The 24,294-nt window shown below is 64.7% G+C and carries 19 protein-coding genes; 10 read left to right on the top strand and 9 right to left on the bottom strand.

The window, feature by feature from the left end:
- Positions 1 to 178 precede the first annotated feature (178 nt).
- The 4 genes from hemA (at position 179) to DEM26_RS07480 (ending at position 4,839) form a co-directional block, all read left to right on the top strand.
- Positions 179 to 1,408: a 5-aminolevulinate synthase gene (hemA, locus tag DEM26_RS07495; protein ID WP_075775087.1), complete on the top strand. Its 1,230-nt coding sequence runs from the start codon at positions 179 to 181 to the stop codon at positions 1,406 to 1,408.
- 108 nt (positions 1,409 to 1,516) lie between these two features.
- Positions 1,517 to 2,779, top strand: coding sequence for a helix-turn-helix domain-containing protein (locus DEM26_RS07490; protein WP_088726415.1), 1,263 nt, complete (start codon positions 1,517 to 1,519; stop codon positions 2,777 to 2,779).
- A gap of 84 nt (positions 2,780 to 2,863) precedes the next feature.
- The gene (ispG, locus tag DEM26_RS07485) at positions 2,864 to 3,985 is read left to right on the top strand and encodes a flavodoxin-dependent (E)-4-hydroxy-3-methylbut-2-enyl-diphosphate synthase (RefSeq protein ID WP_075775085.1); all 1,122 of its coding nucleotides are present in this window, start codon (positions 2,864 to 2,866) and stop codon (positions 3,983 to 3,985) included.
- Between the two features lie 155 nt (positions 3,986 to 4,140).
- Complete coding sequence (locus DEM26_RS07480) at positions 4,141 to 4,839, top strand: DUF1236 domain-containing protein (RefSeq protein ID WP_109172057.1); 699 nt, start codon at positions 4,141 to 4,143, stop codon at positions 4,837 to 4,839.
- A 259-nt stretch (positions 4,840 to 5,098) separates the two neighbouring features.
- Here the strand turns inward: DEM26_RS07480 and DEM26_RS07475 are convergent, their stop codons facing one another.
- The gene (locus DEM26_RS07475; RefSeq protein WP_088718428.1) at positions 5,099 to 5,869 is read right to left on the bottom strand and encodes a DsbA family protein; all 771 of its coding nucleotides are present in this window, start codon (positions 5,867 to 5,869) and stop codon (positions 5,099 to 5,101) included.
- A 168-nt stretch (positions 5,870 to 6,037) separates the two neighbouring features.
- On the opposite strand from DEM26_RS07475, the gene DEM26_RS07470 reads away from it, so the two are divergent.
- The 3 genes from DEM26_RS07470 (at position 6,038) to DEM26_RS07460 (ending at position 11,449) form a co-directional block, all read left to right on the top strand.
- Complete coding sequence (locus DEM26_RS07470) at positions 6,038 to 7,177, top strand: pyridoxal phosphate-dependent aminotransferase (RefSeq protein ID WP_109172056.1); 1,140 nt, start codon at positions 6,038 to 6,040, stop codon at positions 7,175 to 7,177.
- Between the two features lie 322 nt (positions 7,178 to 7,499).
- On the top strand, positions 7,500 to 8,714 hold the full coding sequence (locus DEM26_RS07465; RefSeq protein WP_109172055.1) for an N-acetylmuramoyl-L-alanine amidase: 1,215 nt from the start codon (positions 7,500 to 7,502) through the stop codon (positions 8,712 to 8,714).
- Positions 8,715 to 8,881: 167 nt separating this feature from the next.
- Complete coding sequence (locus DEM26_RS07460; protein WP_088723304.1) at positions 8,882 to 11,449, top strand: penicillin-binding protein 1A; 2,568 nt, start codon at positions 8,882 to 8,884, stop codon at positions 11,447 to 11,449.
- Positions 11,450 to 11,613: 164 nt separating this feature from the next.
- Here the strand turns inward: DEM26_RS07460 and DEM26_RS07455 are convergent, their stop codons facing one another.
- The 3 genes from DEM26_RS07455 to pyrC form a co-directional block, all read right to left on the bottom strand.
- The gene (locus DEM26_RS07455; RefSeq protein WP_075775079.1) at positions 11,614 to 13,113 is read right to left on the bottom strand and encodes a replicative DNA helicase; all 1,500 of its coding nucleotides are present in this window, start codon (positions 13,111 to 13,113) and stop codon (positions 11,614 to 11,616) included.
- Positions 13,114 to 13,348: 235 nt separating this feature from the next.
- Positions 13,349 to 14,026 carry an orotate phosphoribosyltransferase gene (locus DEM26_RS07450; protein ID WP_075775149.1) on the bottom strand — a complete coding sequence of 226 codons (678 nt, stop codon included), beginning with the start codon at positions 14,024 to 14,026 and terminating at the stop codon, positions 13,349 to 13,351.
- Between the two features lie 109 nt (positions 14,027 to 14,135).
- Entirely contained in the window at positions 14,136 to 15,176 is a 1,041-nt protein-coding gene (gene pyrC, locus DEM26_RS07445; RefSeq protein ID WP_088723306.1) for a dihydroorotase, read from the bottom strand.
- A gap of 174 nt (positions 15,177 to 15,350) precedes the next feature.
- Here pyrC and DEM26_RS07440 point away from each other — a divergent pair, with 174 nt between their 5' ends.
- Entirely contained in the window at positions 15,351 to 15,563 is a 213-nt protein-coding gene (locus tag DEM26_RS07440; protein ID WP_109172054.1) for a DUF1127 domain-containing protein, read from the top strand.
- A 96-nt stretch (positions 15,564 to 15,659) separates the two neighbouring features.
- On the opposite strand, the gene DEM26_RS07435 is transcribed toward DEM26_RS07440, so the two are convergent.
- The 5 genes from DEM26_RS07435 to infC form a co-directional block, all read right to left on the bottom strand.
- Positions 15,660 to 16,598, bottom strand: coding sequence for a phosphoadenosine phosphosulfate reductase (locus DEM26_RS07435; RefSeq protein ID WP_233243049.1), 939 nt, complete (start codon positions 16,596 to 16,598; stop codon positions 15,660 to 15,662).
- A 175-nt stretch (positions 16,599 to 16,773) separates the two neighbouring features.
- Positions 16,774 to 17,817 carry a glycosyltransferase family 2 protein gene (locus tag DEM26_RS07430; RefSeq protein WP_088734161.1) on the bottom strand — a complete coding sequence of 348 codons (1,044 nt, stop codon included), beginning with the start codon at positions 17,815 to 17,817 and terminating at the stop codon, positions 16,774 to 16,776.
- Positions 17,818 to 17,861: 44 nt separating this feature from the next.
- Entirely contained in the window at positions 17,862 to 18,527 is a 666-nt protein-coding gene (locus DEM26_RS07425) for an SDR family oxidoreductase (protein WP_088726422.1), read from the bottom strand.
- 64 nt (positions 18,528 to 18,591) lie between these two features.
- Entirely contained in the window at positions 18,592 to 20,907 is a 2,316-nt protein-coding gene (locus tag DEM26_RS07420) for a glycosyltransferase family 2 protein (RefSeq protein WP_109172053.1), read from the bottom strand.
- Positions 20,908 to 21,540: 633 nt separating this feature from the next.
- A complete protein-coding gene (infC, locus tag DEM26_RS07415; protein ID WP_233243048.1) occupies positions 21,541 to 22,032 on the bottom strand; it encodes a translation initiation factor IF-3 in 492 nt (163 codons plus the stop codon).
- Positions 22,033 to 22,317: 285 nt separating this feature from the next.
- Here infC and DEM26_RS07410 point away from each other — a divergent pair, with 285 nt between their 5' ends.
- A complete protein-coding gene (locus DEM26_RS07410) occupies positions 22,318 to 23,334 on the top strand; it encodes a hypothetical protein (protein ID WP_088726424.1) in 1,017 nt (338 codons plus the stop codon).
- Positions 23,335 to 23,471: 137 nt separating this feature from the next.
- Positions 23,472 to 24,152, top strand: coding sequence for an FAD-binding oxidoreductase (locus tag DEM26_RS07405; protein WP_088718435.1), 681 nt, complete (start codon positions 23,472 to 23,474; stop codon positions 24,150 to 24,152).
- Positions 24,153 to 24,294: the final 142 nt, after the last annotated feature.

Genomic DNA, 24,294 nt, shown 5'->3' with positions numbered 1-24,294 from the left:
ACTGTCCAGAGGGGGTGACGCAAGGGTGCGACAAATTGCGAAAAGTGAATGTTTGCTTTTCATGACTATCTGCGACATTTTTACGCTTCAGGGAGAGGAATTTGACATTTATCAATGTCGCGCTTTGTGGAGCCCTCTAGGGCAGACCCAGCGAACAGTCATGCAAGGGAAGCATAAGATGGATTACGACCGCGCACTCGATCAGGCGATTGACAAGCTGCACGAGGAAGGCCGCTATCGCGTCTTCATCGACATCGAGCGCGAGAAGGGCAATTTCCCCCATGCCGTCTGGACCAAGCCGGACGGATCGAAGCAGGACATCACCATCTGGTGCGGCAATGACTACCTGGGCATGGGCCAGCATCCGGCTGTGCTGGCGGCGATGCACGAGGCGCTGGACGCCACCGGCGCAGGCTCGGGTGGGACGCGCAACATTTCCGGCACCACGGTCTATCACAAGCGGCTGGAGCATGAGATCGCCGATCTGCACGGCAAGGAGGCCGCGCTGGTCTTCTCCTCGGCCTATATCGCCAATGACGCGACGCTGAGCACGCTGCCCAAGCTGTTCCCCGGCCTGATCATTTATTCAGACGAGCTGAACCACGCCTCGATGATCGAAGGCATCCGCCGCAACGGTGGCGCCAAGCGTATCTTCCGCCACAATGACGTCGCCCATCTGCGCGAACTGATGGCCGCAGACGATCCCGCCGCGCCGAAGCTGATCGCTTTCGAGTCGGTCTATTCGATGGATGGCGATTTCGGTCCGATCTCGGACATCTGCGACCTCGCCGAGGAATTCGGCGCGCTGACCTATCTCGACGAAGTGCACGCGGTCGGCATGTATGGCCCGCGCGGCGCCGGTATCGCCGAGAAGCTGGGCGAGATGGACCGCATCGACATCTTCAACGGCACGCTGGGTAAAGCTTTCGGTGTGTTCGGCGGCTATATCGCGGCTTCGGCCAAGATGGTGGACGCGGTGCGCTCCTATGCGCCGGGCTTCATCTTCACCACCTCCATCCCGCCGGCGGTCGCGGCTGGCGCTGCCGCGTCGATCGCTTTCCTGAAAGGCGAGGGCGGTCAGGAGCTGCGCGACAAGCAGCAGCTGCACGCGAAGATTCTCAAGATGCGCCTGAAGGGCATGGGTATGCCGATCATCGACCACGGCTCGCATATCGTGCCTGTGATCATCGGAGATCCCAAGCATACCAAGGCCTTGTCGGACATGCTGCTCGACGAGTTCGGCGTCTATGTCCAGCCGATCAACTTCCCGACCGTCCCGCGCGGGACCGAACGTCTGCGCTTCACGCCCTCGCCGGTGCACGACACCGGTATGATTGACGCTCTGGTCAAGGGCATGGATGCGCTTTGGGCGCGCTGTGAGCTAAATCGCGCCGAAGCGAGCGCCTGAGCGACATAGGCGCGTGCGCGGCTCGCTTGCTTGTGATAAGCCTTTGTTAATCGAAGGGGCTATTGGCTCCGAATCGACGCAGGCGGGAAAACGGCAGGGACAGGCAGCATGATCGGGCGAAGGGCTAAACCTTCGACGGAGGACGAAGTCAAACCCAAAGGGTTTGACGATTTCGAACTTCGTCTTGGCGATGTGATGCGCGGCGAGCGGGCGACGCTCGCCAAATCGCTCCTTGATGTTCAGCGCGAACTCCGGATCAAGGCAGCCTATATCGCGGCCATTGAAGCCTGCGATGTGGAAGCTTTCGACACGCCCTCCTTCATCGCGGGCTATGTGCGCTCCTATGCACGTTACCTCGGTCTCGACCCGGAATGGTCGTTCCAGCGCTTCTGCAACGAGGCTGGCTATTCGCCCGCCCACGGCATGTCGGAGGCCGCCTCCGGCCCCAAGCCGCAGCGCGACCCGAAGGACATGGCCGAGGCGCTCGCCAATCCCGCTTTCATTCCGCGCAAGGAATCGATCTGGAGCAAGATCGAACCGCGCGCGGTCGGTGCGCTTTTCGTGCTGGCGCTGATCGGTGGCGGGATCGGCTATGGCGGCTGGACCGTGCTGCAGGAAGTGCAGCGCGTGCAGCTGACCCCGGTGGATCAGGCGCCCGGCGTGATGGCCGATCTCGACCCGCTCGACTCGGTCAAGGACGGGCCGGAGATGGCGCAGGCCGATGACACGCTGCCCGAGGTCAACCAGCCCGAGCGCTCCGCACGCATCTACCGCCCGGCCGCGCTCGACGCGCCGGTGCTGGTCTCGCGTGACGGGCCGATCGCCTCGATCGACCCCAATGCGACCGGCGCGCTGGCCGGGCAGGGGGTGGGCGCAGCCGCTCCGGGCCTGACGCCCAATCTGATCGGTCTGGCGCAGAACAACGATGCGCCCAAAGGCACACAGCTCGCCTCCGCGGCGGGCCCCGAGAACAACATCCAATCCGCCGTCGCCAAGGCGCTCGAAGCCGATCAGCCCGACGTCGTCGTGCTGGCCGTGCGCCCGTCCTGGGTGCGGATCAAATCCGCCGATGGCGCGACGCTGTTCGAGAAGGTCATGGATGCGGGCGAACGCTACGTGCTGCCCAAGCTCGAAGAGCCGCCGACGATGCGCACGGGTGAATCCGGCGCGATCTATTTCGCGGTCAACGGCGTGACGCATGGCCCGGTCGGCAAGCGCGGCCAGGTCACCAAGAACATCAAGCTGTCTTCGGCTGCGCTCGACGAGACCTATCCGGTCGCCAATCTCTCGCAGGACAAGGATCTCGCGAAGATGATCGCCGTGGCCGATGCGGGCGATGCCGCGAAGCAGGCCGCAACCGACCAGCAATAATCCGCAGATCACGATCCGCCCCGGCCCGTTGCACCGCAGCGGGCCTTGGCGTATCAGGAGCCGAGGTCTCGAAGGAGCGTTTGCATGTCTCTCAACCCGGTCCGCCCGTGGCGCAATATCTATCGCCGCAAGTCCCGTCAAATCATGGTCGGCAATGTCCCCGTGGGGGGCGATGCGCCGATCTCGGTGCAGACGATGACCAATACCGACAGCTCGGACGTGCGCGCGACGCTCGATCAGGTGATCCGCGCGGCCGATGTCGGCGCGGATATCGTGCGTGTCTCGACCCCGGATGAATCGAGCACCCGCGCCCTGCGCGAGATTTGCCGCGAGAGCCCGGTGCCGATCGTTGCCGACATCCATTTCCACTACAAACGCGCGATCGAAGCGGCGGAGGCGGGAGCTGCCTGCCTGCGCATCAATCCCGGCAATATCGGTGATGAGAAGCGCGTGGCCGAGGTCGTGCGCGCCGCAAAGGATCACGGCTGTTCGATCCGGATCGGCGTGAATGCGGGCTCTCTCGAGAGGCACCTGCTGGAGAAATACGGCGAGCCGTGCCCCGAGGCGATGGTCGAGAGCGCTATGGACCATATCCGCATTCTCGAGGATCACGATTTCCGCGAATACAAGATTTCGGTGAAGGCGTCGGACGTGTTCCTCGCCGCCGCAGCCTACCAGGGCATCGCCGAGGCCACCGACGCGCCGATCCACCTTGGCATCACCGAGGCGGGCGGCTTGACCTCCGGCACGGTGAAATCCGCGATCGGGCTGGGCAACCTGCTGTGGATGGGCATTGGCGACACGCTGCGCGTCTCGCTCTCGGCCGATCCGGTCGAAGAGGTGAAGGTCGGTTTCGAGATCCTGAAATCGCTCGGGCTTCGCACCCGCGGCGTGCAGATCATCTCCTGCCCGTCCTGCGCGCGGCAAGGGTTCGACGTGATCGCGACCGTCGCAGAGCTCGAGCAACGGCTCGAACACATCAAGACGCCGATCTCTCTGTCGATCATCGGCTGCGTCGTGAATGGTCCCGGCGAAGCGCTGATGACCGATATCGGCTTTACCGGCGGCGGGGCCGGATCGGGCATGGTTTACATGGCCGGCAAGCAAGATCACAAGCAGTCCAACGCGGACATGATCGACCATATCGTTGAATTGGTTGAGAAAAAATCGGCAGAGATCGAAGCGGAGAAAGCTGCCGCCGAGTAAGCGGAAAAGCGCCTCCGGCCTCCTGAATTCGCCCCACCTCACGCTGGCGTGATGAGGTGGGCGCGGAACGATTTGGCCCCCTCCACATTTCCCTCTCCACAAACGGAGAGAGGCCGTCGCTGATGACGGTCAGGGTAATAACGGAGGTAAGTCCAATGACCCGCAAACTCGCTACTATTCTCGCTGCTGCTGCCAGCACCACGATGATCGCCGGCACCGCTTTTGCTGAAACCAGCCCGCCGCTTATGGCGACGGCGCAGGGCGACGTGACGATCCATGCAGGGGTCGAAGCGTCGTCGAAAACCGTTGCGACCGTGATGGCCGGCTCGACCATTCCGGTCGAAGGCTGCCTGCCCGACGGCACGATCTGCCAGGTTACCTATGACGGCATGAACGGCTATGCCCTTGCCAGCCAGCTGGGTGTGATGGTCGACGGCCAGATGGCGCTTCTGTCGACGAACCCGCAATCGGTGACGGTGAACCAGATTCAGGTCCCGGGCGATAACGCCAGCAAGGACGCTCAGGGTGCCGCGGCGCTGACCGGTGCTGCCGCGGGTGGTGCGGCCGGCGCGGCCGTGGGCGGTCCCGTGGGGGCCGTGGTCGGCGCGCTCGTCGGTGCCGCAGGTGTCGGCGCTGCCGCCAAGCCCGAACCCACCACGATCACCTGGGTCGAGAAGCACCCTGTCGCACCGGTTTATCTGAAAGGCGAGGTCGCGACCGGCAAGGTCGTCCCGGACGTGGTGACGCTGACGCCGGTGCCCGACAGCACCTATGCCTACGGCAACATTAACGACCGCACGGTCTTCGTGAATCCCGACAACCGCGCGATCGTCTACGTGGTCCCGGCCTCGTAAGGCCCCGAGACGGAAAGCGACATGAGAGCCGGCGCGTCATCGCGCCGGCTCTTTTATGTGGGGGGCATTTTTACCTTGCTGGCGCTGGTGCGCCGCCGCGATGCGCGATCCACCGAGGACCGTCTAACGCGCAAAAGCTTTGGAGGGTCACGGTAAACGAAAGGAAAACGCCGCCCGGATCGTGATCGAATCGGGCGGCGCTGACAATCTCGAAAAATTAACCTGAAGAAGGCTTTGCACGGCGTTCTTCAGGTGCGGATCACTCGGATTGGCGCTCTTCGGCGACCATTTTCGCCATCGCGGCTTCGGGGGCATAGCCGCGCAGCATTTGGCCGCCGATCACGAAGGCCGGGGTGCCCGAAATCGCCATGCGCTGTGCCAGCTGGTAGTTCTGGCGCAGAACCTCGGTGACCGAGTCGTCGTTCATTTGCTTCAGGATCGGCTGCGGATCGAGACCCTGATCCTTCGCGATCTGGCTCAGGCTCTCGACGGTCAGGTCTCCCCGCGCGGTCATCAGCGTGTCGTGCATCTTCGCATAGGCGTCGTCGCCGTTGATCTGCTTCGTCGCCACCGCGAAGCGCGCCGCCAGTTCGGATTGCTGGCCGAGGATCGGGAATTCCTTGACGATGAAGCGGATATTGCCGTCCTTCGAGATCAGGTCCGAGACCTCGCTATAGGCTTTCTTGCAGTAGGTGCATTTGTAATCCATGAACTCGACCATGGTAATGTCACCGTCGGGATTGCCGCCGACCCAGCTGTGACCGTCCTCGAAGATGTCCTTCGCATTGGTCTGGATGAGCTTCTTGTCATTGTCGGCCTGCTGGGCCTGTTGCTTGGCCTCCAGCTCGTTGATCGCCTCGACCAGAACCTGCGGGTTCGCCATCAGATATTCGCGCACGGCGTCGCCGAATGCGGATTTCTGGCTGTCGGACATATTGGCGAAGTCGAAATCCTGGGCGGCTGCCGGGGTGAGCGGGGCGGCCGTGGCGAGCGCGGCGAAGGCGGTCGCGGCCAGAAGCGTGCGGAGCATGGGCATTTCCTTTGGATCGGGTCCTGTTGGTTCGCAAGCAAACTGACCGCTCGGGCGCGCGGGATCAAGTGGGCGTTATCGCGCAGGGTGAAATGCGGGCGCATTGACGCTCGGGCGGCTTCGGCCTAACCCCTTGGGCGAAATCTCAAGCGGCAAGGAGTTGGCAGGATGCGGCAGTCGAAACGCGGGCAGGTGGAACCGTTCATCGCGATGGATGTGCTGCGCATGGCAGCCGAGGCGGAGGCTGCGGGCCGCGACATCGTGCATATGGAAGTGGGCCAGCCGGGAACTTCCGCACCGAAAGCCGCCAAGCGTCGTCTGGCCGAGGCGCTGGAGAGCCGACCGATGGGCTACACCGTTGCGCTGGGGCTGCCCTATCTGCGCGAGGGGATCGCGAAGCTCTACAAGCGTTGGTACGACATCGATCTGGATCCCGCGCGCGTGGTCATCACTTCGGGATCTTCCGGGGCGTTCCAGCTGGCCTTCACCGCCCTGTTCGACGTAGGCGACAAGGTGGGTCTGGGCGAGCCGGGCTATCCGAGCTACCGCCAGATCCTCAAGGCGCTCTCGATTGAGCCGGTGGGCATTCCGACCGAGGCGCAGAACCGCTACCAGCCGACGCCCGAGGAAATCCCGGACGATCTGGCCGGGCTGATCGTGGCCTCGCCGGGCAACCCGTCAGGCACGATGCTGGGCAAGCCGGAGCTGCAGGCGCTGATCGAGCATTGTCAGGCCCGCGACATCGCTTTCATCTCGGACGAGATCTATCACGGGCTGCAATATGAGGGCCGTGCGGTCTCGGCGCTGGAGATCAGCGACGACGTCTTCGTGATCAATTCGTTTTCGAAATATTTCTCGATGACGGGCTGGCGCGTGGGCTGGATGGTGGTGCCGGAAAGCCATCTGCGCACCGTGGAGCGTCTCGCGCAGCACATGTTCATCTGCGCCCCTCATGCGAGTCAGGTCGCGGCTCTGGGCGCGCTCGAGAGCCTCGACGAGATGGCCGAGAATGTCGCGCGCTACGGGCAGAGCCGGCAGATGCTGCTCGAAGAGCTGCCGAAGATGGGCTTCACCCGGATCGCGCCGCCCGACGGGGCGTTCTACCTCTATGCCGATGTGTCGGAGCTGACCGAGGATAGCGCCGCTTTCGCCGCGGAAATCCTCGAGAGCGTCGGGGTGGCGGTCACGCCGGGGATGGATTTCGACCCCCATCGCGGCGCCCAGACCATCCGCTTCTCCTACGCGCAAAGCCCCGAGCGGGTGGCGGAGGGGATCAAACGGCTGCGGAGCTTCATGGAGAACCGCTGAGGTTGCGATGAGGGGTGCGCCCGACCCTTGGGTGGGCGCGTCGTATCGTTGGTGGCCGGGCGCTTTATCCCGCAAGCCCGCAAGTTGGTCATGCGCGAGGTGACATCGCCATTGCGCCCTGCCATGGGGGAGGGGTGAGCCGGATCAAACGGCCTTCCTGTGGAAGGACGTCCGGCGAACGCCCGTAGCGCAAGCGGAGGGCCGGACGGGCGCGGCCCGGGCTGGTCGCCCCTGCCAAGGGCGGCCCCATTCGCCCTTTGCTCCGCGCGAACCCGGCCGCTATAGTGCCCGCAAAACGAAAGCGCATAAAAACGGGGCGCGTATGATCGGGCGGTTCATTCTTCTTCTCGCGATGTCTCTCGCGCTGGTTCTGCCTGCGCGGGCTCAGGATCTGTCGGCCTTGGCGCAATACGCACCGGCGCGCAGCCAGATCGCGCAAAGCGGCGACAAGCTCGCGATCACGCTCGGGATCAGCCAGCCGGTGCCGTATCGCGCCTTTCTGCTGGCCGATCCCTACCGGCTGGTCATCGACTTCCGCGAGTTGAATTTCGGGGCCAACCCACCTGAAAATCTGCTGAAAGGCAGCGATGCGATCAAAGGTCTGCGCTGGGGCAAGTTCCGGCCCGGCTGGTCGCGGATGGTGGCCGAACTGGCCCATCCGATGCGCCTCGTGAGCTCCGAAGAGCGCACCAAGGGCGACCCGCAAATCGCGCTGACTCTCGCAAAAGTCCCCGCTGCCAAGTTCACCCCGCGCAAGGGGGCAGCCGATTCCGCGCTCTGGGACTTGCCGCAGCCCGCGCCGACACCCGCGCCGCACCGCCGTCAGGATGGGACGCGGCCGCTGAAGGTCGTGCTCGATCCCGGCCATGGCGGCATCGATCCGGGTGCGGAGGATGGCGGCGCGCATGAGGCCGATATCGTGCTCGGCTTCGCGCGTCAGCTGCGCGACGCGATGCGCCGGGCGGGGATGCAGGTGGTCATGACCCGCGATCAGGACGTGTTCGTGCCGCTCGAGACCCGCGTGACGGTCGCGCGCGCGGCGGGGGCGGATATCTTCATCTCGCTCCATGCCGATTCCATCGCCGAAGGCCGGGCGACGGGCTCCACGATCTACCGGCTCGACGATCACGCCGAGACCGAGGCCACGCGCAAGCTGGTCCAGCGCCACGACCGCGACGATATCCTTGCAGGTGTTGATCTGAACGGGCAGGGCGATGCGATCACCCATATCCTCGTAGATCTGGCGCGGCGTGACACGCAGCCGCGCTCGGTCCGGCTGTCGCAGGTGCTGGCGGGCGCGATCAAGGGAGCGGGGCTGCATATGCACAAACGCCCGGTGCAGGGCGCGAATTTCTCGGTGCTGAAATCGCCCGATATTCCGTCCGTCCTCGTGGAGCTGGGTTTCCTGTCGTCGCCTGCCGATCGGGCGCGGCTCAAAGACCCCGACTGGCGCGCCCGGATGGCTGCGGCGATCACCAAGGGTGTCGAGACCTGGGCGCAGGCCGATGCCGCCGAGGCGAAGCTTTTGCGCCAGTAATCGCGTGTTTTTCCAGGTCTGACGCGCGGTCATCCGCCCATTCGGCGAGATTATGACCATGCGGCGTCTTCTCGGAAGCGTGAGCGCACATTACTTTGACCGTCACGAAGGCGCGATGTATAGGCTGGCGCGATGGGGTAAACTGCCCCGAGGCAAGGGGTGTATCTGTGATCCGTTTCATTCTCGGCTCGATCGGCGGCGTGTTTTCCTGGGTTGTGACCGGGCTGTTCTTTGCGGCGCTCACCATCGGGGCGATCTTCTGGATCTATTCGCGCGATCTGCCGAGCTACGACCAGCTTGCGCAATACCGCCCCAAGACCATCTCGCGCATCTATAACGGCGACGGCCGCCTGATTGACGAATTCGCCGAGCAGCGCCGCCTCTTCGTACCGATCCGCGACATTCCCGACCGGGTGAAGGGCGCGTTCGTCTCGGCGGAGGACAAGAATTTCTACATCCACCCCGGTTTCGATCCGCGCGGGATCGCCGCGGCGATGTTCACCGCCGTGAAATCGGGCGGGCGCGACGTGCGCGGGGCCTCGACGATCACCCAACAGGTGACGAAGAACCTGCTTCTGTCCTCGGACCGCTCGGTGGAGCGCAAGATCAAGGAACTGATCCTGTCCTCGCGCATCGAACATGTGCTGAGCAAGGACCGTATCCTCGAGCTTTATCTCAACGAGATTTATCTCGGCCAGAACTCCTACGGGGTCGCCGCCGCGGCGCAGACCTATTTCAACAAGCCGCTCGCCGATCTGACGGTGGGCGAGGCCGCCTATCTCGCGGCGCTGCCGAAGAAGCCCGCCGATCTGCATCCCGTGCGCGACTACAAAACCGCCGTGGATCGCCGCAACTATGTGCTGCGCCGGATGTACGAGGATGGCCGCATCGACAAGGCGACGATGGAAGCGGAGCAGAACAAGCCGCTGAAATCCGTGCAGAACGGCGATTACGCCCCGTTCCGCGCACAGCTCCCGCCGCGCGACTATTTCACCGACGAAATCCGCCGCCAGCTGTCGAAAAGCTTTGGCGAAGAGGAATTCTTCGGCGGTGGCCTGACCATCCGCGCGACCGTGAACCCTGATCTTCAGTCCCATGCGACGAAGGCGCTGCAGCACGCGCTGGAGAAATACGACCGCGAGCAGGGCGTCTGGCGCGGCACCGGCGCGAAGATCGCCGAGGACAAGCTGAAGAAAGAAGCCGATTGGCGCGCCGCGCTCGACGATGTCTCGACCGCGAAGGCGCCGCGCGACATCGAGGGATGGCACCCGGCCGTGGTGCTGGGCTTCGAGGGCGGTTCGGCCCGGATCGGCATCGAGGGTATCGAGGAAGACAAAGACGGCCACTGGATCCCGCCCGAAGACGTGACTTGGGCGCGCAAGCTGAAAGATGACGGCAAGCTCGGTCCGCGCGCGAAGCAGGCGCAGGACCTTCTTGAGACCGGCGACGTGGTCGAGGTCCGTGCGATGACGAGCGATAGCGACGGCTCCTTCATCCGCTGGACGCTGCGCCAGGTGCCGAAGGTCGAAGGCGCCTTCATGGCGATGGACGTGAATACCGGCCGCGTGTTGGCGATGCAGGGCGGCTTCTCCTATCAGGCTTCGGTATATAACCGCGCGACGCAGGCGATGCGCCAGCCGGGCTCGAACTTCAAACCCTTCGTCTACGCGGCGGCGCTTGATTCCGGCTTCTCGCCCGAGACGATCGTGGTCGACGCGCCGATCGAGGTGAACACGCCGCAGGGCATGTGGCGCCCGAAGAACGCCTCGAACAAGTATTACGGCCCGACGCCGATGCGCACCGGTCTGGAGCATTCGCGCAACCTGATGACGATCCGGATCGCGCAGGAAATCGGCATGGACACGGTCGCCGCCTATGCGGAGAAATTCGGCGTCTACGACCATATGCGCCGCTTCCTCGCCAACGCGCTTGGCGCGCAGGAAACCACGATGTTCCGCCTGATCTCGGCCTACGCGATGTTCGCCAATGGCGGCGAGCGGGTGGAGCCTACGCTGGTCGACCGCGTGCAGGACCGCTACGGCCGCACGATCTACCGTCACGACCAGCGCAGCTGCGACAATTGCGACGATCCGAACCTGCCGGAGGGGCAGGGCCCGAAGATCGTCAGCCACCGCGACCAGATCATCGACCCGATCACCGCCTACCAGATGATCTCCTTGATGGAGGGCGTGGTGAAGCGCGGCTCCGGCTACGGCGTCGACCTGCCGGTTCCGATCGCGGGCAAGACCGGCACCACGAATGACGCGAAAGACGTCTGGTTCACCGGCTTCAGCTCGAACATCGTGGCTTCGTGCTACATGGGCTACGACAACCCGCGCTCGCTGGGCCGTCACGCTTATGGCGGTACACTCTGTGTCCCGGTGTTCAACGAGTTCATGCGCGAGGCGATCAAGGAATTCGGCGGCTCGAAGTTCAAGGTTCCGCCGGGTGGCACCTGGGCCAAGTTCAACCGCTATACCGGCGAGCGTCTGTCCGACTCCGCCACCGGCGAATTCGTCCAAGCCGAATATCTGCGCCCCGGTCAGGACATGTCGGGCCTCGGCTCGCTGGTCGTCGATGGCGGCTTCGCGATGGGCTCCAACCTGCCGCTCTTCGCGCAGGGGGAGCGTGACGACGCGGGCTCCACCACGGTCACCACCTCGACGGGTCAGCAGAAGGTCATTCCGAAGAAGAAGGCCGATTTCGGCTCGCTCTCGGCAGGCGGCCTCTACTGAGCGCACCACGCGTCAAAACCGACCGACAGTAAATAAGGGGGGCGCTCGCCCCCCTTTCTCGTTTCTGCTCGATTATTCCTATCTCGGAGGTCGTCCTTCGGGCTTGCGCAAATATCCCGGGGGAGGCCCGCAAGGGACGGGGGCAGAGCCCCCCGCTACCCCGATCAGAACCCTTCGCTGCCGTCGCCCTGCCAAGGCTTGGCGAGATCCGAGAAGCGCGTGAACTGGCTCTCGAAGGCCAATTCCACCGTGCCGATCGGCCCGTGACGTTGCTTGCCGAGGATCACCTCGGCCTTGCCGTGCACGCGCTCGGCCTTCTGCATCCATTCGGCGAATTTCGGGTCGTCTTCCGGTGGCTTGAGGCGTTCGTGATAATATTCGTCGCGATAGACGAACATCACCACGTCGGCATCCTGTTCGATCGAGCCGGATTCCCGAAGGTCGGAAAGCTGCGGGCGCTTGTCCTCGCGGCTTTCCACCGTCCGCGACAGCTGCGACAGCGCGACCACGGGGATGTTCAATTCCTTCGCGATGGCCTTCAGACCCATCGAGATCTCGCCGATCTCCTGCACACGGTTATCGCCCCGGCCCGAGCCGCGCAGCAGCTGCAGGTAGTCGACGATCACCACGTCGAGCCCGTGCGTCCGCTTCAGCCGGCGGCAGCGCGCGGCGACCTGACCGATCGGCAGGGCGGGCGTATCGTCGATATAGAGCGGGCATTTCTCCAGCGCTTTCGCGGCTTCGACGAAGCGGCGGAATTCGCTCTCCGTCATGTCGCCGCGCCGGATGCGCTCGGAGGGCACTTCGGAGGCTTCGGATAAGATACGCGCGGCCAGCTGTTCCGCGCTCATCTCGAGCGAGAAGAACCCGACAACGCCGCCTTCGATTGCGCCCTCGACCCCGTCGTGGCGCATGCCCTTCTTGTAGGCCTTGGCGATGTTGAAGGCGATGTTGGTCGCAAGCGAGGTTTTCCCCATCGAGGGACGCCCCGCGAGGATCAGCAAATCCGAAGGGTGGAAGCCACCGAGCTTCTTGTCGAGATCGCGCAGCCCCGTCGAGACGCCCGCCAGACCGCCATCGCGCTGATAGGCGGCATTGGCCGATTGCACGGCCTCGGTCACAGCCGACAGGAACGAGGTCCAGCCCTTCTGCGCCTGACCTTCTTCGGCCAAGGTGTAGAGCCGCTGTTCGGCCGCCGCGATCTGCTCTTTCGGATCGTCGTCGATCTGCGGTTTGCCCGCGCGCGACGAGATATCCTGACCCAGTTCGATCAGCCCGCGCCGCACCGCCATCTCGTAGATCATCAGCGCGTAGTCGCGCGCCGCATAGGCCGAGATTGCCGCCCCCGCCAGACGCGCCAGATAGGCCGGCCCGCCCAGTTCCTGAAGGCCCGCATCGTCCTCGAGATAGGCTTTCAGCGTCACCGGCGAGGCGAGCGCGTTCTTCTGGATCTTCGCCGCCGCCACCTCGTAGATTCGCTGGTGGACCGGCTCGTAGAAATGCTCCGGTTTGATGACGGAAGCGATCCGGTCGAAGATGTCGTTATTCGTGAGGATCGCACCCAGAAGCTGCTGTTCGGCTTCGATATTATGGGGCAGCGCGGTGCCCTCTGCGGGCAAATTTCCGGGCTGCCCCTCATCGGGGCGTTGTGCCTGATCGTTCATGTTCCTGCCTCGGTGTCCCCGTCCCTCAGGCGGTCTTTTAACCGCAGTCGGGGAGAATAGGAATCTGGATAAGATTGGGGAAAACCCCGCTGTTTCAGCGGAGTCTTCGGAATTTATAGTGTGCGGTCGCGACCGAACCTACCACATTTCGCGAGAGGGCGCGATTAGCGAGAGTCGCGGGCGAAAATGCTCCCCAGAGCATCCACAGCTTCATCCACAGAAATCTCGGGCCGTTTCAGCCCTTGCGCGCGTCCTGCCACGGGCGCGGATCGCTCAGGAAGGCTTCGACCTCGTCGAGCGTCTCTTTCGAGAAGCTGCCCTGTTCGCGCGCCTCGGCCAGAACGTCCCACCAGGTGCACAGGTGATGCAGCTCGACGCCATGCTCGCGCAGGTTCGGGACCGTCTCGGGGAAGATTCCGTAATAGAAGATCACCGCGGTATGGCCGCAGGTCGCGCCGGTGTCGCGGATCGCATCGACGAAGCTCAACTTCGAGCCGCCATCGGTCGTCAGATCCTCGACCAAGAGCACGCGCTGGCCCTCGGTCATCGCGCCTTCGATGCGCGCGTTGCGCCCGTAGCCCTTCGGCTTCTTGCGCACATAGGTCATCGGCAGTGCCAGACGCTCCGCCACCATCGCGGCGAAGGGAATGCCCGCCGTCTCGCCGCCCGCGATATTGTCGAACGCCTCGAAGCCGGCTTCGCGCATCACCGTCACGGCGAGGAAATCCATCAGCGTCGAGCGGATACGCGGGAAGGAGATCAGCTTGCGGCAATCGATATAGGTCGGCGAGGGCAGGCCGGAGGCGAGCGTGAAGGGCTCGTCGGCGTTGAAATGCACCGCTTCGATTTCCAGAAGCATCCGAGCGGTCAGGCGGGCGATTTCTTCTTTGCTGGGGAAGGAGCTGGGGATCATCATCTCGTCCTTATCAAGACTGGCTTCGGCTTGGTCTAAATATCCCCCGCGGAGCGTCCGCCGGCGGGCCTGGGAGCCTCCGGCGGGGATATTTGCGCCAAGGCGAAGATCAGCGTTTTACATGCCAATGGACCGGGAAACCCGGATCGAAGAGGGTGACGGGGCCCGCGCCGGTCTCGATCTTGGCGGGCCAGTTGTTGGGCTGGTCGGTCTTCTCGAGCGTGAGCGTCGCCTCGTTGACCGGAAGCCGGTAGAAGGCGGGGCCGTTGCGCGAGGCGAAGGCCTCGAGTTTATCGAGAGCGTCCTCGGCCTCGAACACATGCGCCAGAAGCGGCATCGTGTTGGTCGCGGTGAAACAGCCCGCGCAGCCGCAGCCGCTTTCCTTGGCCGCGTCGACATGCGGCGCAGAGTCGGTGCCGAGGAAGAAATGCGGATTGCCCGAGGTCGCGGCGGCGACAAGCGCCAGCCGATGCGTCTCGCGCTTGGCGACCGGCAGGCAGTAGTAATGCGGCTTGATCCCGCCCACGAGGATATGGTTGCGGTTGATGATCAGGTGATGCGTGGTGATCGTTCCGCCCATGTCCTCGCCCTGCGAGGAGACGTAATCGACACCGTCCTTGGTGGTGATATGCTCCATCACCACGCGCAAACCGGGCGTCGCGCGCCGGATCGGGTCGAGCACGGTTTCGATGAACACGGCTTCGCGGTCGAAGATGTCGACTTCGGGGCGGGTCACTTCGCCATGGACGCAAAGCGGCAGGCCAATCTCGGCCATCTTCTCCAGCACGCCGCGCACCTTGTCGAAATCGCGCACACCGGAATCGGAGTTCGTCGTGGCGCCCGCCGGATAAAGCTTCACCGCCTTGACCAGTCCGGAGGCTGCGGCTTTGGCCACGTCTTCCGCGTCGGTCTTCTCGGTCAGGTAGAGCGTCATCAGCGGCTCGAAATCGCTCCCTTCCGGCAGCGCCTTCAGGATACGCTCGCGATAGGCGGCGGCATCGTCCCCGCGCACCACCGGCGGCACGAGGTTCGGCATGATGATCGCGCGGGCGAAATCGCGGGCGGTTTCGGGGGCGACACCTTCCAGCATCGCGCCATCGCGCAGATGCAGGTGCCAGTCATCGGGGCGGGGCAGGGTGATCGAGTTCATGGGAAAAGTCCTTAGCCCGAGGTCGCGCGCGAATCCAGAGGGTGCGCGCATGCCGCGCTGCAGCATATGCATGGCGGGGATGCGCAGATGGCGGTAGTAGAGGCAGCGAGGCTGACCTAAGTTCATCGCCAAGGGAGGAAACGAACCTGTACGCTAAACCCTCAGGAGGTTTCCATGGCATTCGTTACCACCGCCCATGGCGGACAATCGATCTTCGCTCGTATGGGCCAAGCAATCGCACAAGGCCTCGTCGCCTACATGGAGCGCCAGTCGCGCCAAGATCAAATCCGCGCGCTCGACGCGAAAAGCGACGCTGAGCTTACCGATATGGGTCTGACCCGTGACGGCATCGTGCGCCACGTGTTCCGCGACCGTTTCTACATCTGAACCCGGTCCGGGGCGCCGAAGCGCCACGTATTGAAAAAGGGCGTGCCCCCCGCCGGGGCGCGCCCTTTTTACATGTCTGCAATACTGTTCGGGGTTTCAGGCGGCGCCCGCGCGTTGCAATGGCTCGGGCAACTCGATCCCTTCTTCGGCGAGCCTCTGTGCGAGCGCTTCGTAGCGATTGCGGAATTTCGGGCGGTTCTGGCTCGTCCCGACCGCGCGGCACATGATCGCCTCCAGTACCGGACGGCGCGCCCTCCGCAGGTGGTCGAGCAGGCGGAAGACATAGCGTCTCGACAGCCGCCGCGCGCGGAAGAAAGTCCAGAACAGCGACGGGGTCAGCTTGCCAGCGCCAGCCGCGATCAGCACCTCGTCGAGAATATCCATGTCGAGCAGCGCCGTCGCCGGGTCCGGGCCGATATGCCGGCAGGGCATCAAGGATACGCACGGCCGCGCAAACAGTGCTGCGTGCATCGCGTCGAGTCGCTCGAACGGGTCATAGAATATGAACGCCTGCGCTACGCCGTCGAGCATCTCGGGCGCGAAGCCGTAGCGATCGGTGAAGGACATGCGGCGGGTCTGCGGGAAACGGTCGTCCCAGCCCGCGAGCGTCGGATCGAGCGTCGCCTGCGGGGCGAGCGCGACCACCGTGGCGCCGGGCGCCGCGACCGAGAAAGCCGCCGCCGCGTAGCCGCCGGGGCCCGCACCGTAGAAGACCACCCGGTCGAAATCTTCGAAGAAGGCCTCGTCGACGAGTCGGTCGAAATAGGCATAGACCGCCGAATCCCGGAACCAGCTTTCGTCCGAAGCGATCACGCTGAGCGCGGACCAGCCTTCGTCGCGGGCGATCTTGTAGCCGAAGGGCAGGGCCTCGTCGGCATCGGCCTCGATCTGGGCTCGGGTCTCGAAGCTGACGATCAGGACGGGCGAGTCGTCATGGAACAGCACCTCGTGATCGGTGCCGAGCGGCTCGTAATAGCCGGTCTCGTCCGCGATCTCTTCCAGCCGTGCGCGCCACTCCGTGTCTGCCTTGCTCACCTTCGCCTCTTTCAGCTTTCGTGCGCATCTCGCGGGTTGCGGATGCGGGCGGGACACCGCCAATTCTGCTCTCCCAACGTATCACCGCAAGAAAGGGGCACAAATAGGAGCCAAGCGAGGAATCTGCCGCCACATTTCTTAACAGGCGACAATTGGCCCATTTTCGGATGTTTGTTTACGGGTTTTCGGCCGCGGCCGCTTTTGCAAGGCGCACCATGAGCTTAGCGGCTTGAGGCGAGAGCGGGCGGCTCGGCGGGCACAGGAGAAGCCGGCCGAAAAGCCCGCGGTAGGCTTCTTCGCGCAAAAGCGTGCGGGCCCGCTCCTTGCGCCACAGAACTGCCGCATTGTGCAGGCGGGTCAGCTCGGGATCGGCGCTCAGCTCTGTAAGAGCGTCCTGCGTGCCCGCATCGTGGCGACGAATCGAATCGTCCTCCACCTCCGAGAAATTGCGCTCTACCCAGTAGGACATGTCGAAGGCGCCGGCCCGCCGGTTCGACCGGCCCCGGTCGCATTTCACGAGGTAGCCTTCCATCGACCCCAGCGGGTAATGGTTGAGCTGCACGAGGTCGTAGGGCGCGCTGCCGGGCGGGGTGAACAGCTTCTGGCGCTGATAGTGCGGCGGCAATTTCCGCCCCGATCCGTCGACCCAGAGCGTGCCCGCCAGCTTGTCGTCCTGTGGCGCGCGGGGGCGGTGGACGCCGAGCTTGGTATAGGCGCCGGTATTGGCAAACAGCGTCTTGAACATCGAGGCGCGCCACGGCCAGAGCATGTCCGGCGGCGCGCAGCGGGGGAATTGCTGCGTGACGGGGCGATCCTCGAAGCCGACCACGCCGCAATTGCCGAACAGTCGCCATGTCATCGCGAAAGCGGTCGCCTGCGGCACGGCCTCGATCAGCGCGTCCAGCGTGCCGTCACCCGTCTTTATGGTGACGAATTCGTCAACGTCGATCACCGCGATCCAGTCGGCCTGGGCCACCAGCGGATGGGCATCGGCCTGTTTCAGCGCGGCCCATTGAGGGCCTTCCTTCCACGGGCCGGGATTGGGCACATGGGTCAGCCAGCCGATCTCCTGCAGCCGATCCAGCATCGCATCGGTGCCGTCGTCGCAGTCGTTGGAAAAGACAAGGAAATCCGTAAAGCCGATGGCGCGGTGATGGGCCAGCCATTCCAGCAGAAACGGGCCTTCATTCTTGACGGATGTGATCGCGAGCGCACGCATTGCGCCACTCTAGAGGGGCCGCGCGCGCTCGCAAGTGGTTGGGATCACACGGTGACGCGGCGCGGCAGGGCTGCCACGCTTGCAGCGATCTCTTCGTTGCCGTCGGTCAGCTCGAGGATTTCACGGCTCACCTCGGGGGTGTCGATCAGGGCCGCGAGCACCGCCGCGACATGGCCGCGCGCGACCGAGCCGTAATTCAGCGCATGGGCCAGCGCCACGCGCCCGTCGCCATCCTCATCCATCAAGGTGCCGGGGCGCAGGATGACATAGTCGACCCCGCTCGCCACCACGGCGGCATCGGCGGTTTTCTTCGCCAGCATGTAATGCTCGAAGCCCGGTTTGATCTCCTTGCCGCGCCCCGCATCGGGGAAGACCGAGACGAGGTAGAGCCGCGGCACGCTCATCCGGTTCATCGCGGCGATCACGTCGAGCGGCGCGTCGCCGTCGATCCGGGTGGTGCGTTCGAGCCCGGAGCCTGCAGCCCCCGCCGAGAAGACGACCGCGTCCTGTCCCTCGAACATCGGTTCGAAATCGCCCGCGGTGAGTTCCATGAGATCGCCCTGAACGGGTGTGGCTCCCATCGCGCGCAGGCTGTCGGCCTGCTCGGGTTTGCGGTGCAGCGCCGTAACCTCGTGGCCTGCGTCGATCAGAAGCGGGACCAGCCGATGCCCGACGCCGCCTGTCGCGCCGATGACGAAAATGCGTGCCATGTTTGGTATCCTTTCCTTTGACCGGAAAGCTAGGTCAGGGCGCGCCTGGGTAAAGGCGGCGCGCCTAGTGCGCGGCCTCGTCCGGAGCTTCGACGGTAAAGAAGAAATCCGCGGGCAGGTCTCGGGCATGCAGGTCGTCGGGGATTACGTGCGGGCCGGTGTTGAACACGGCAGAGCCGAAGACATGCAGCATCCGCGAGAGCGCCTCGAACCGCTCCGATGTCAGCGTCTCGTAGAACTCCCGCTGGTCGGGGCGCGCCATCAGCTCCGCGATCTTCGCACGGTGGCTGGCGACAGCGTGGTGATGCGCCGCCGCGATCTCGGGATCGGCCATCATCCGGTCGAACTCGGCGCGGGCCGCAGGCAGCATCCGCTGGATCGAGCGATCCTCGACCGCGTTATGGTTCATCCGGAACCAGTAGTTCAGCCCCTGATCGCGATCGACATGGTTCACCCGGCCGCGGTCGCGCTTCACGAGGAAGCTCTCGGCCGAGCGCACCGCGTAATGGTTCAGTTGCACCCAGTCATAGCCATAGGTGTCGAGCGTCGAGCGCCAGCCATTGCGGAACATCTCGCGCGGCATCGGCTGGCCCGAGCCGTTGAGCCAGTTCACCTGATCCCAGAGGTCCGGGTTCAGCCCCTTGGGGCGGTGAACGCCCAGCTTCTTGTAGAGCGCGATATTGCGAAACAGCGTCTTGAAGCCCCAGGCCTGATGCGGCTTGCGCACGATCTCGGGCGCGCAGCGGGTGAATTGCCCGGTGATGAAGCTGTCCTCGTATTCGTGGACGTCGTTATTGCCGAACAGCCGCCAGGTGAGCGAGATCATGTTCGCCTCGCCCATCGCCTGATACAGCGATTTCAGCGTGCCGTCGCCGATCTTCACATTGATGAACTCGTCCACGTCCATGCAGATAGCCCAGCCCGCCTTGGTGATGACCGGCTCGGTCTCCGCCGCCGCCAGCGCGGCGTGCTGGGGCTTCATATCGACCATCGTGCGGAACGGGTTCTCGCGGTGCTGGACGTAGCCCTTGGCCTGCAGCAGATCGAGCATCGTATCGGTGCCGTCGGTGCAGTCGTTCGTATAGACGAGGAAATCATCCACCCCGATCGCGCGGTGATAGGCGATCCATTCGAGGATGAAGGGGCCTTCGTTCTTCATCGTGGTGACGATGGCGGTGCGGCCTGCCTCGACCGCCTGCGCGGGCGCGTCCTTCACCTTGGAGACCGGTGGGCGCACCGGCTTGAATCCCCAGACATCGCGCGACATCTGCAGCAGGCGCGGGTCTTCCACCAGCGAGGTCTTGGGCGCGAGTTCCGCGGGCGAGGTGCCCGGCACCCGCAGCGCCATCGCGCGCCAGAAGCCATAGGTCAGCCCCGGATCGGGGCGGCAATAGCTGACGCGCAGCAGCCGCCACGTATTGTCCAGTCCGGCCTTGGTCGGCGCGCAGCCCCAGCGCGCGATGCCGCGCCGGGCGTCGAACTGACGGCAGATATGGTCGGGAAAGCGCGCGGGCTGATCGTTGCGCACGCGCCAAGGGTAGATTCGGCGGCCCACCAGAAGGATCACGCCGTTCTCGGCCTGTTGCGTGGCCTCGAAAGCCGAGGGCTGGCCCGGCTCGCGCGCCGCCAGAAGATCGGTCACGTCGAGCACCAGCACCGAGGCCGCCTTCGCGAAGAACCGCCATTTCGCGATCTCGAAGATCAGCGCCTGACCCAGCGGGCTCAGCTGCGGATCGGGGGCGGGCGGCTCCATCCGGTCCTTGCCGGGCGCGTCCGGGGCGAGGAAGACATGGTTCTCCGGCCCCATCCCCGGCTTGCCGAGCGGCAGCGGGCTTTCAAGGATCGCGACCGGCAGGTCCAGCTCGCGCAGCGCCATGCCCGCCTCCAGCGCGTCGGCGAAAGCTTCGCCGCTACCTGCCGGACTGCCCTCGGGCGCGCGGTTCACGATCACCGCGCCCGTTGCGCCGTGATGGTCGTGATGCCAGCAGAGCCAATCGAGCACCGTCTCGACGCTTTCCTCCAGCCGAAGCCCAAACAGACAGTTGCGGCCCTCGAACATGTCCCAATCTGGCGCGGCAGGGGTGATCTCACGCAATACCGGACCATCAGGCCCGGCCATCGCGGCCTGGATCGGTCCCGGCGCGGTCGGTTCATAGATCCCCATCACCGCGCCCGCGACATTGCGCGCCTCGGCCAGATGCGCGGCGCCCGGCACCGGGTCGAGGTTCAGATCCTCGGCCTGCGAAGGGGCGGCGAAGAAGGCGCGCAGATGGTGACGGGGGCCGAGATCGGTCTCGTCGGTCCAGCCCACCGCGTCGAGCAGCGCGGGCTTGCCCGTTTGCGCCTCCATCCTGCGCCGGATCACTCGTTGCTTGCCCATGTCGATCTCGAAACTGCCTCTCGTTGCAACTAGCATGCAGGGGGCGACGCGATAAAGGCCACGCGAACCCGCGCGTCCGGGAATCGATGTCGCCTCCGAACGGGGCGATTTCGCGCGATGGGAATGGCGAAACCGGGGCAATCGCGGCGGAGCGCGCGCGACAGCGGATCAGACCGCGAAAAAAGCCCCCCAATGACGGCGCGGGGCGAGGCGCTCGCGTGAGCGCGTCGTGTGCTCTCAGAGCCCGAAAATACAGCCTTGCAGGAGGGTGGATCGGCGAGGGGTGTGGTTCTCCTCACGCCCGCCTCACCGAGCCTGCCAGAAACGTGACCATTGGAACAGTTTGTCGCAGTTCAAACGCGATGAGTTTTGACCTAAGTCAAGTTCAGCACACGGATACTCCCATATCACAAGTGCATCGGGTTCTTGATCTCCCTGACGCGGTCGACGCCGCACAGAACCCGACCAGAGGAACAGACGTTCTCCCTCGTCTTTCCCCAAACGCGCCGCGGGTCTCCCTCCCGCGGCGCTTTAATTTTCAACCTCTGGAAAATCGCCCGCCGCACGCCACGGGCCATGAAAAAACCCTCCCGGTGAGGGGAGGGTTCAAACCGTCTCGGAAGGCTCGGCCGCTTATTTGGCCGGGGCGATCATCATCACCATCTGGCGGCCTTCGAGCTTGGGCATGTTCTCGACCTTGCCCAACTCGCCCACGTCGCTCCGGACGCGGTTGAGCAACTCGAGACCCAGATCCTGGTGCGCCATCTCGCGGCCGCGGAAGCGCAGGGTGACCTTCACCTTGTCGCCGTTCTCGAGGAACTTCACCACGTTGCGCATCTTGACGTCATAGTCGTGCACATCGGTGCCCGGGCGGAATTTGACTTCCTTGATCTCGATCGTCTTCTGCTTCTTGCGGGCTTCGGCTTCGCGCTTCTGCTGTTCGTATTTGAACTTGCCGAAATCCATGATCTTGCAGACGGGCGGGTTGGCGTTGGGCGAAATCTCCACGAGATCGAGCCCGGCCTCTTCGGCCATGGCCATCGCTTCGCGCGGGGAAACCACGCCGACATTCTCACCCTCTGCACCGATCAGGCGAATCTCGGGCGCGCGAATGCGTCCGTTCACTCGGGGGCCGGTATCACGGGTCGGCGGGGCGTTGTGGGGTCTGCGGGCTATGGTGGGAATCCTTCTGTAGCCATTGAGTAATTTCGGGCGGAAAAGATAGTCCCGAGTGCCGCCGTATTCAACCGCAAAGGCACGGGAACCGGGCAGGGAGGATCTGCGTTGTGTCCCGCCGGGCAGGGCCAAGGCGTTTGCCGCGCGATCGCGGGCCTCGCGGGCCGCTGCGTTCGAAGATCGTGGTCGGGCGAAGAGGGCCCGCAGAGCAAGACAATCAAGGGAAATAGCGTGATGAACAAGCTTGTGGCAGCAGTGATCGTGGTGCTGGGGGTGGCCGCCGGACTGATCATCCTGAATACCGATATCTCGGACGGAACCGAAGCGACCGATGCGACGCCGAAGGCCGCTACGAGCGCCGAGAGCGCCGGAAAGACCATGGCCGACAAGGCCAGCGATGCGGTGAAATCCGCAAGCGAGTCGGTGAAGGCCGCCGCGGACAAGGCGACCCAAGCCGCTTCCGACGCGGCCGACAAGGCGACGCAGGCCGCCTCGGATGCCGCGGAAAGCATGAAGGACACGGCGGCAGGCGCGACGGATGCCGCCTCGAACGCGGCGTCGGATGCGGCGGATGCCGCGAAAGAGGCCGCGAAGAAGGGGGCCGATCAGGCGCAAACTGCTGCCTCCGATGCTGCCCAGAGCGCTGCCGATACCGTCTCGAAAGCGACCGATACAGCCAAGCAGGCGGCGAGCGACGCGACCAGCGCCGCCAAGGACGCCGCTTCGGCTGCGAACGAGGCTGCGAAAGCCACGATGAATTCCGCCAGCGATGCGGCCAGTGCCGCCGCCACCGATGCCGCGAAGGCCGCGACGGCGGCAGCGGAAGCGGCCGCGAAGGCTGCGAACGCGGCGGCGTCCGCAGCCAGCGGCGCGCAGGCCGATGCGAGCGAGACCGCGATCGAGGGGGCGAGTTCTGCGGCGCAAGCAGCCGCCGAGGCCGCCAGCCAAGCCGCGAATGCCGCCGCCGACGCCGCGGCCGCCGCCACCAATGCGACGCAGGCGGCAGCCCCCGCAGGCGCCGCGAGCGGTGGCGATACCCAGACGCCGGTGCAGGGCCAGGGCGTGATGAGCGCCGCGAAGGCGCTGACCGTGGAAGGGTTCGACGCCGACAGGGTGATCGACATCGTCGATACGTCCGAGCTGCCCGAGGCCACGAAGGCGCAGTTGCGCACGGCGGTGCAAAGCGCCCGCGACAATCCGCAACTCGTGGAAGGGGTGGTCGATCAGATCCGCGCGGCGCTCGGCTTCTGATCGCGCCGCTACCCCTCGAAATCCCCAAGGGTCGCGCGACATCCAATCGCGCGGCCCTTTTCTTTGCGCATTCCGCGGATCGGATGGGAACGCCTGCGCAAAGCCTCGCGTTCGCTCTTCAACGAAAGGAGCCGTTCATGAGCACCCGTCTCGAATTGCAAAGTATCAGCCCCGTCACCCATGACACGCATCACCTCGTCTTCCCGCGCCCCGACGGGTTCGACTTCGACCCCGGTCAGGCGGTCGAGCTGAACCTGACCCGGGAGGGCTGGACCGACGAGAAGCGCCCCTTCACCTTCACGAACCCGGTGGACGGCGACACGCTGGAATTCGTCATCAAGTCCTATCCGGACCATGACGGCGTGACAGAGCAGATCGCGACGCTCAAGCCCGGCGAGGCGGTGGAAGTCTCCGACCCGTGGGGCGCTATCAAGGACAAGGGCCCCGGCACCTTCATCGCGGGCGGGGCGGGGGTGACGCCCTTCATCTCGATCCTGCGCGCGCGACTGGCCCGCGAAGGTACGCTGGAGGGTTGCCGCCTGATCTTCTCCAACAAGACCGAGGACGACATCATCCTGCGCGACGAGTTCGAGGCGATGTCGGGGCTGGAGACCGTCTGGACCGTGACCAAGCAGGACGATCCCGGCGCGGGCGTGCAAACCGCCAAGATCGATCGCGGCTTCCTCGCGCCCTATGTCGAGAAGGAGAGCGGCAAGTTCTATGTCTGCGGCCCCCACGAAATGGTGGACGAGCTCGAGGCCACGCTGAAAGAGCTCGGCGTCTCGCAAGATCGCATCGTCCGCGAAGATCTCGACTGACGCATCGCGATCACGCCTAAGTGGCCTCGGCCCGCGCATCCCGCGCTCTCCCGCCCCCTTGCCCCCGGTAAGGGGGCGGCCTAGTTTGCCCACGCGCAAATTCTTGCCGAGTAAAGCCGACAGACAAGCCGGGGGTCCGCAC

This window comes from Thioclava sp. NG1, from assembly GCF_003122275.1.
Classification (GTDB): Bacteria; Pseudomonadota; Alphaproteobacteria; order Rhodobacterales; family Rhodobacteraceae; genus Thioclava; species Thioclava nitratireducens.
This window is presented reverse-complemented; position numbering and strand designations above follow the sequence as displayed.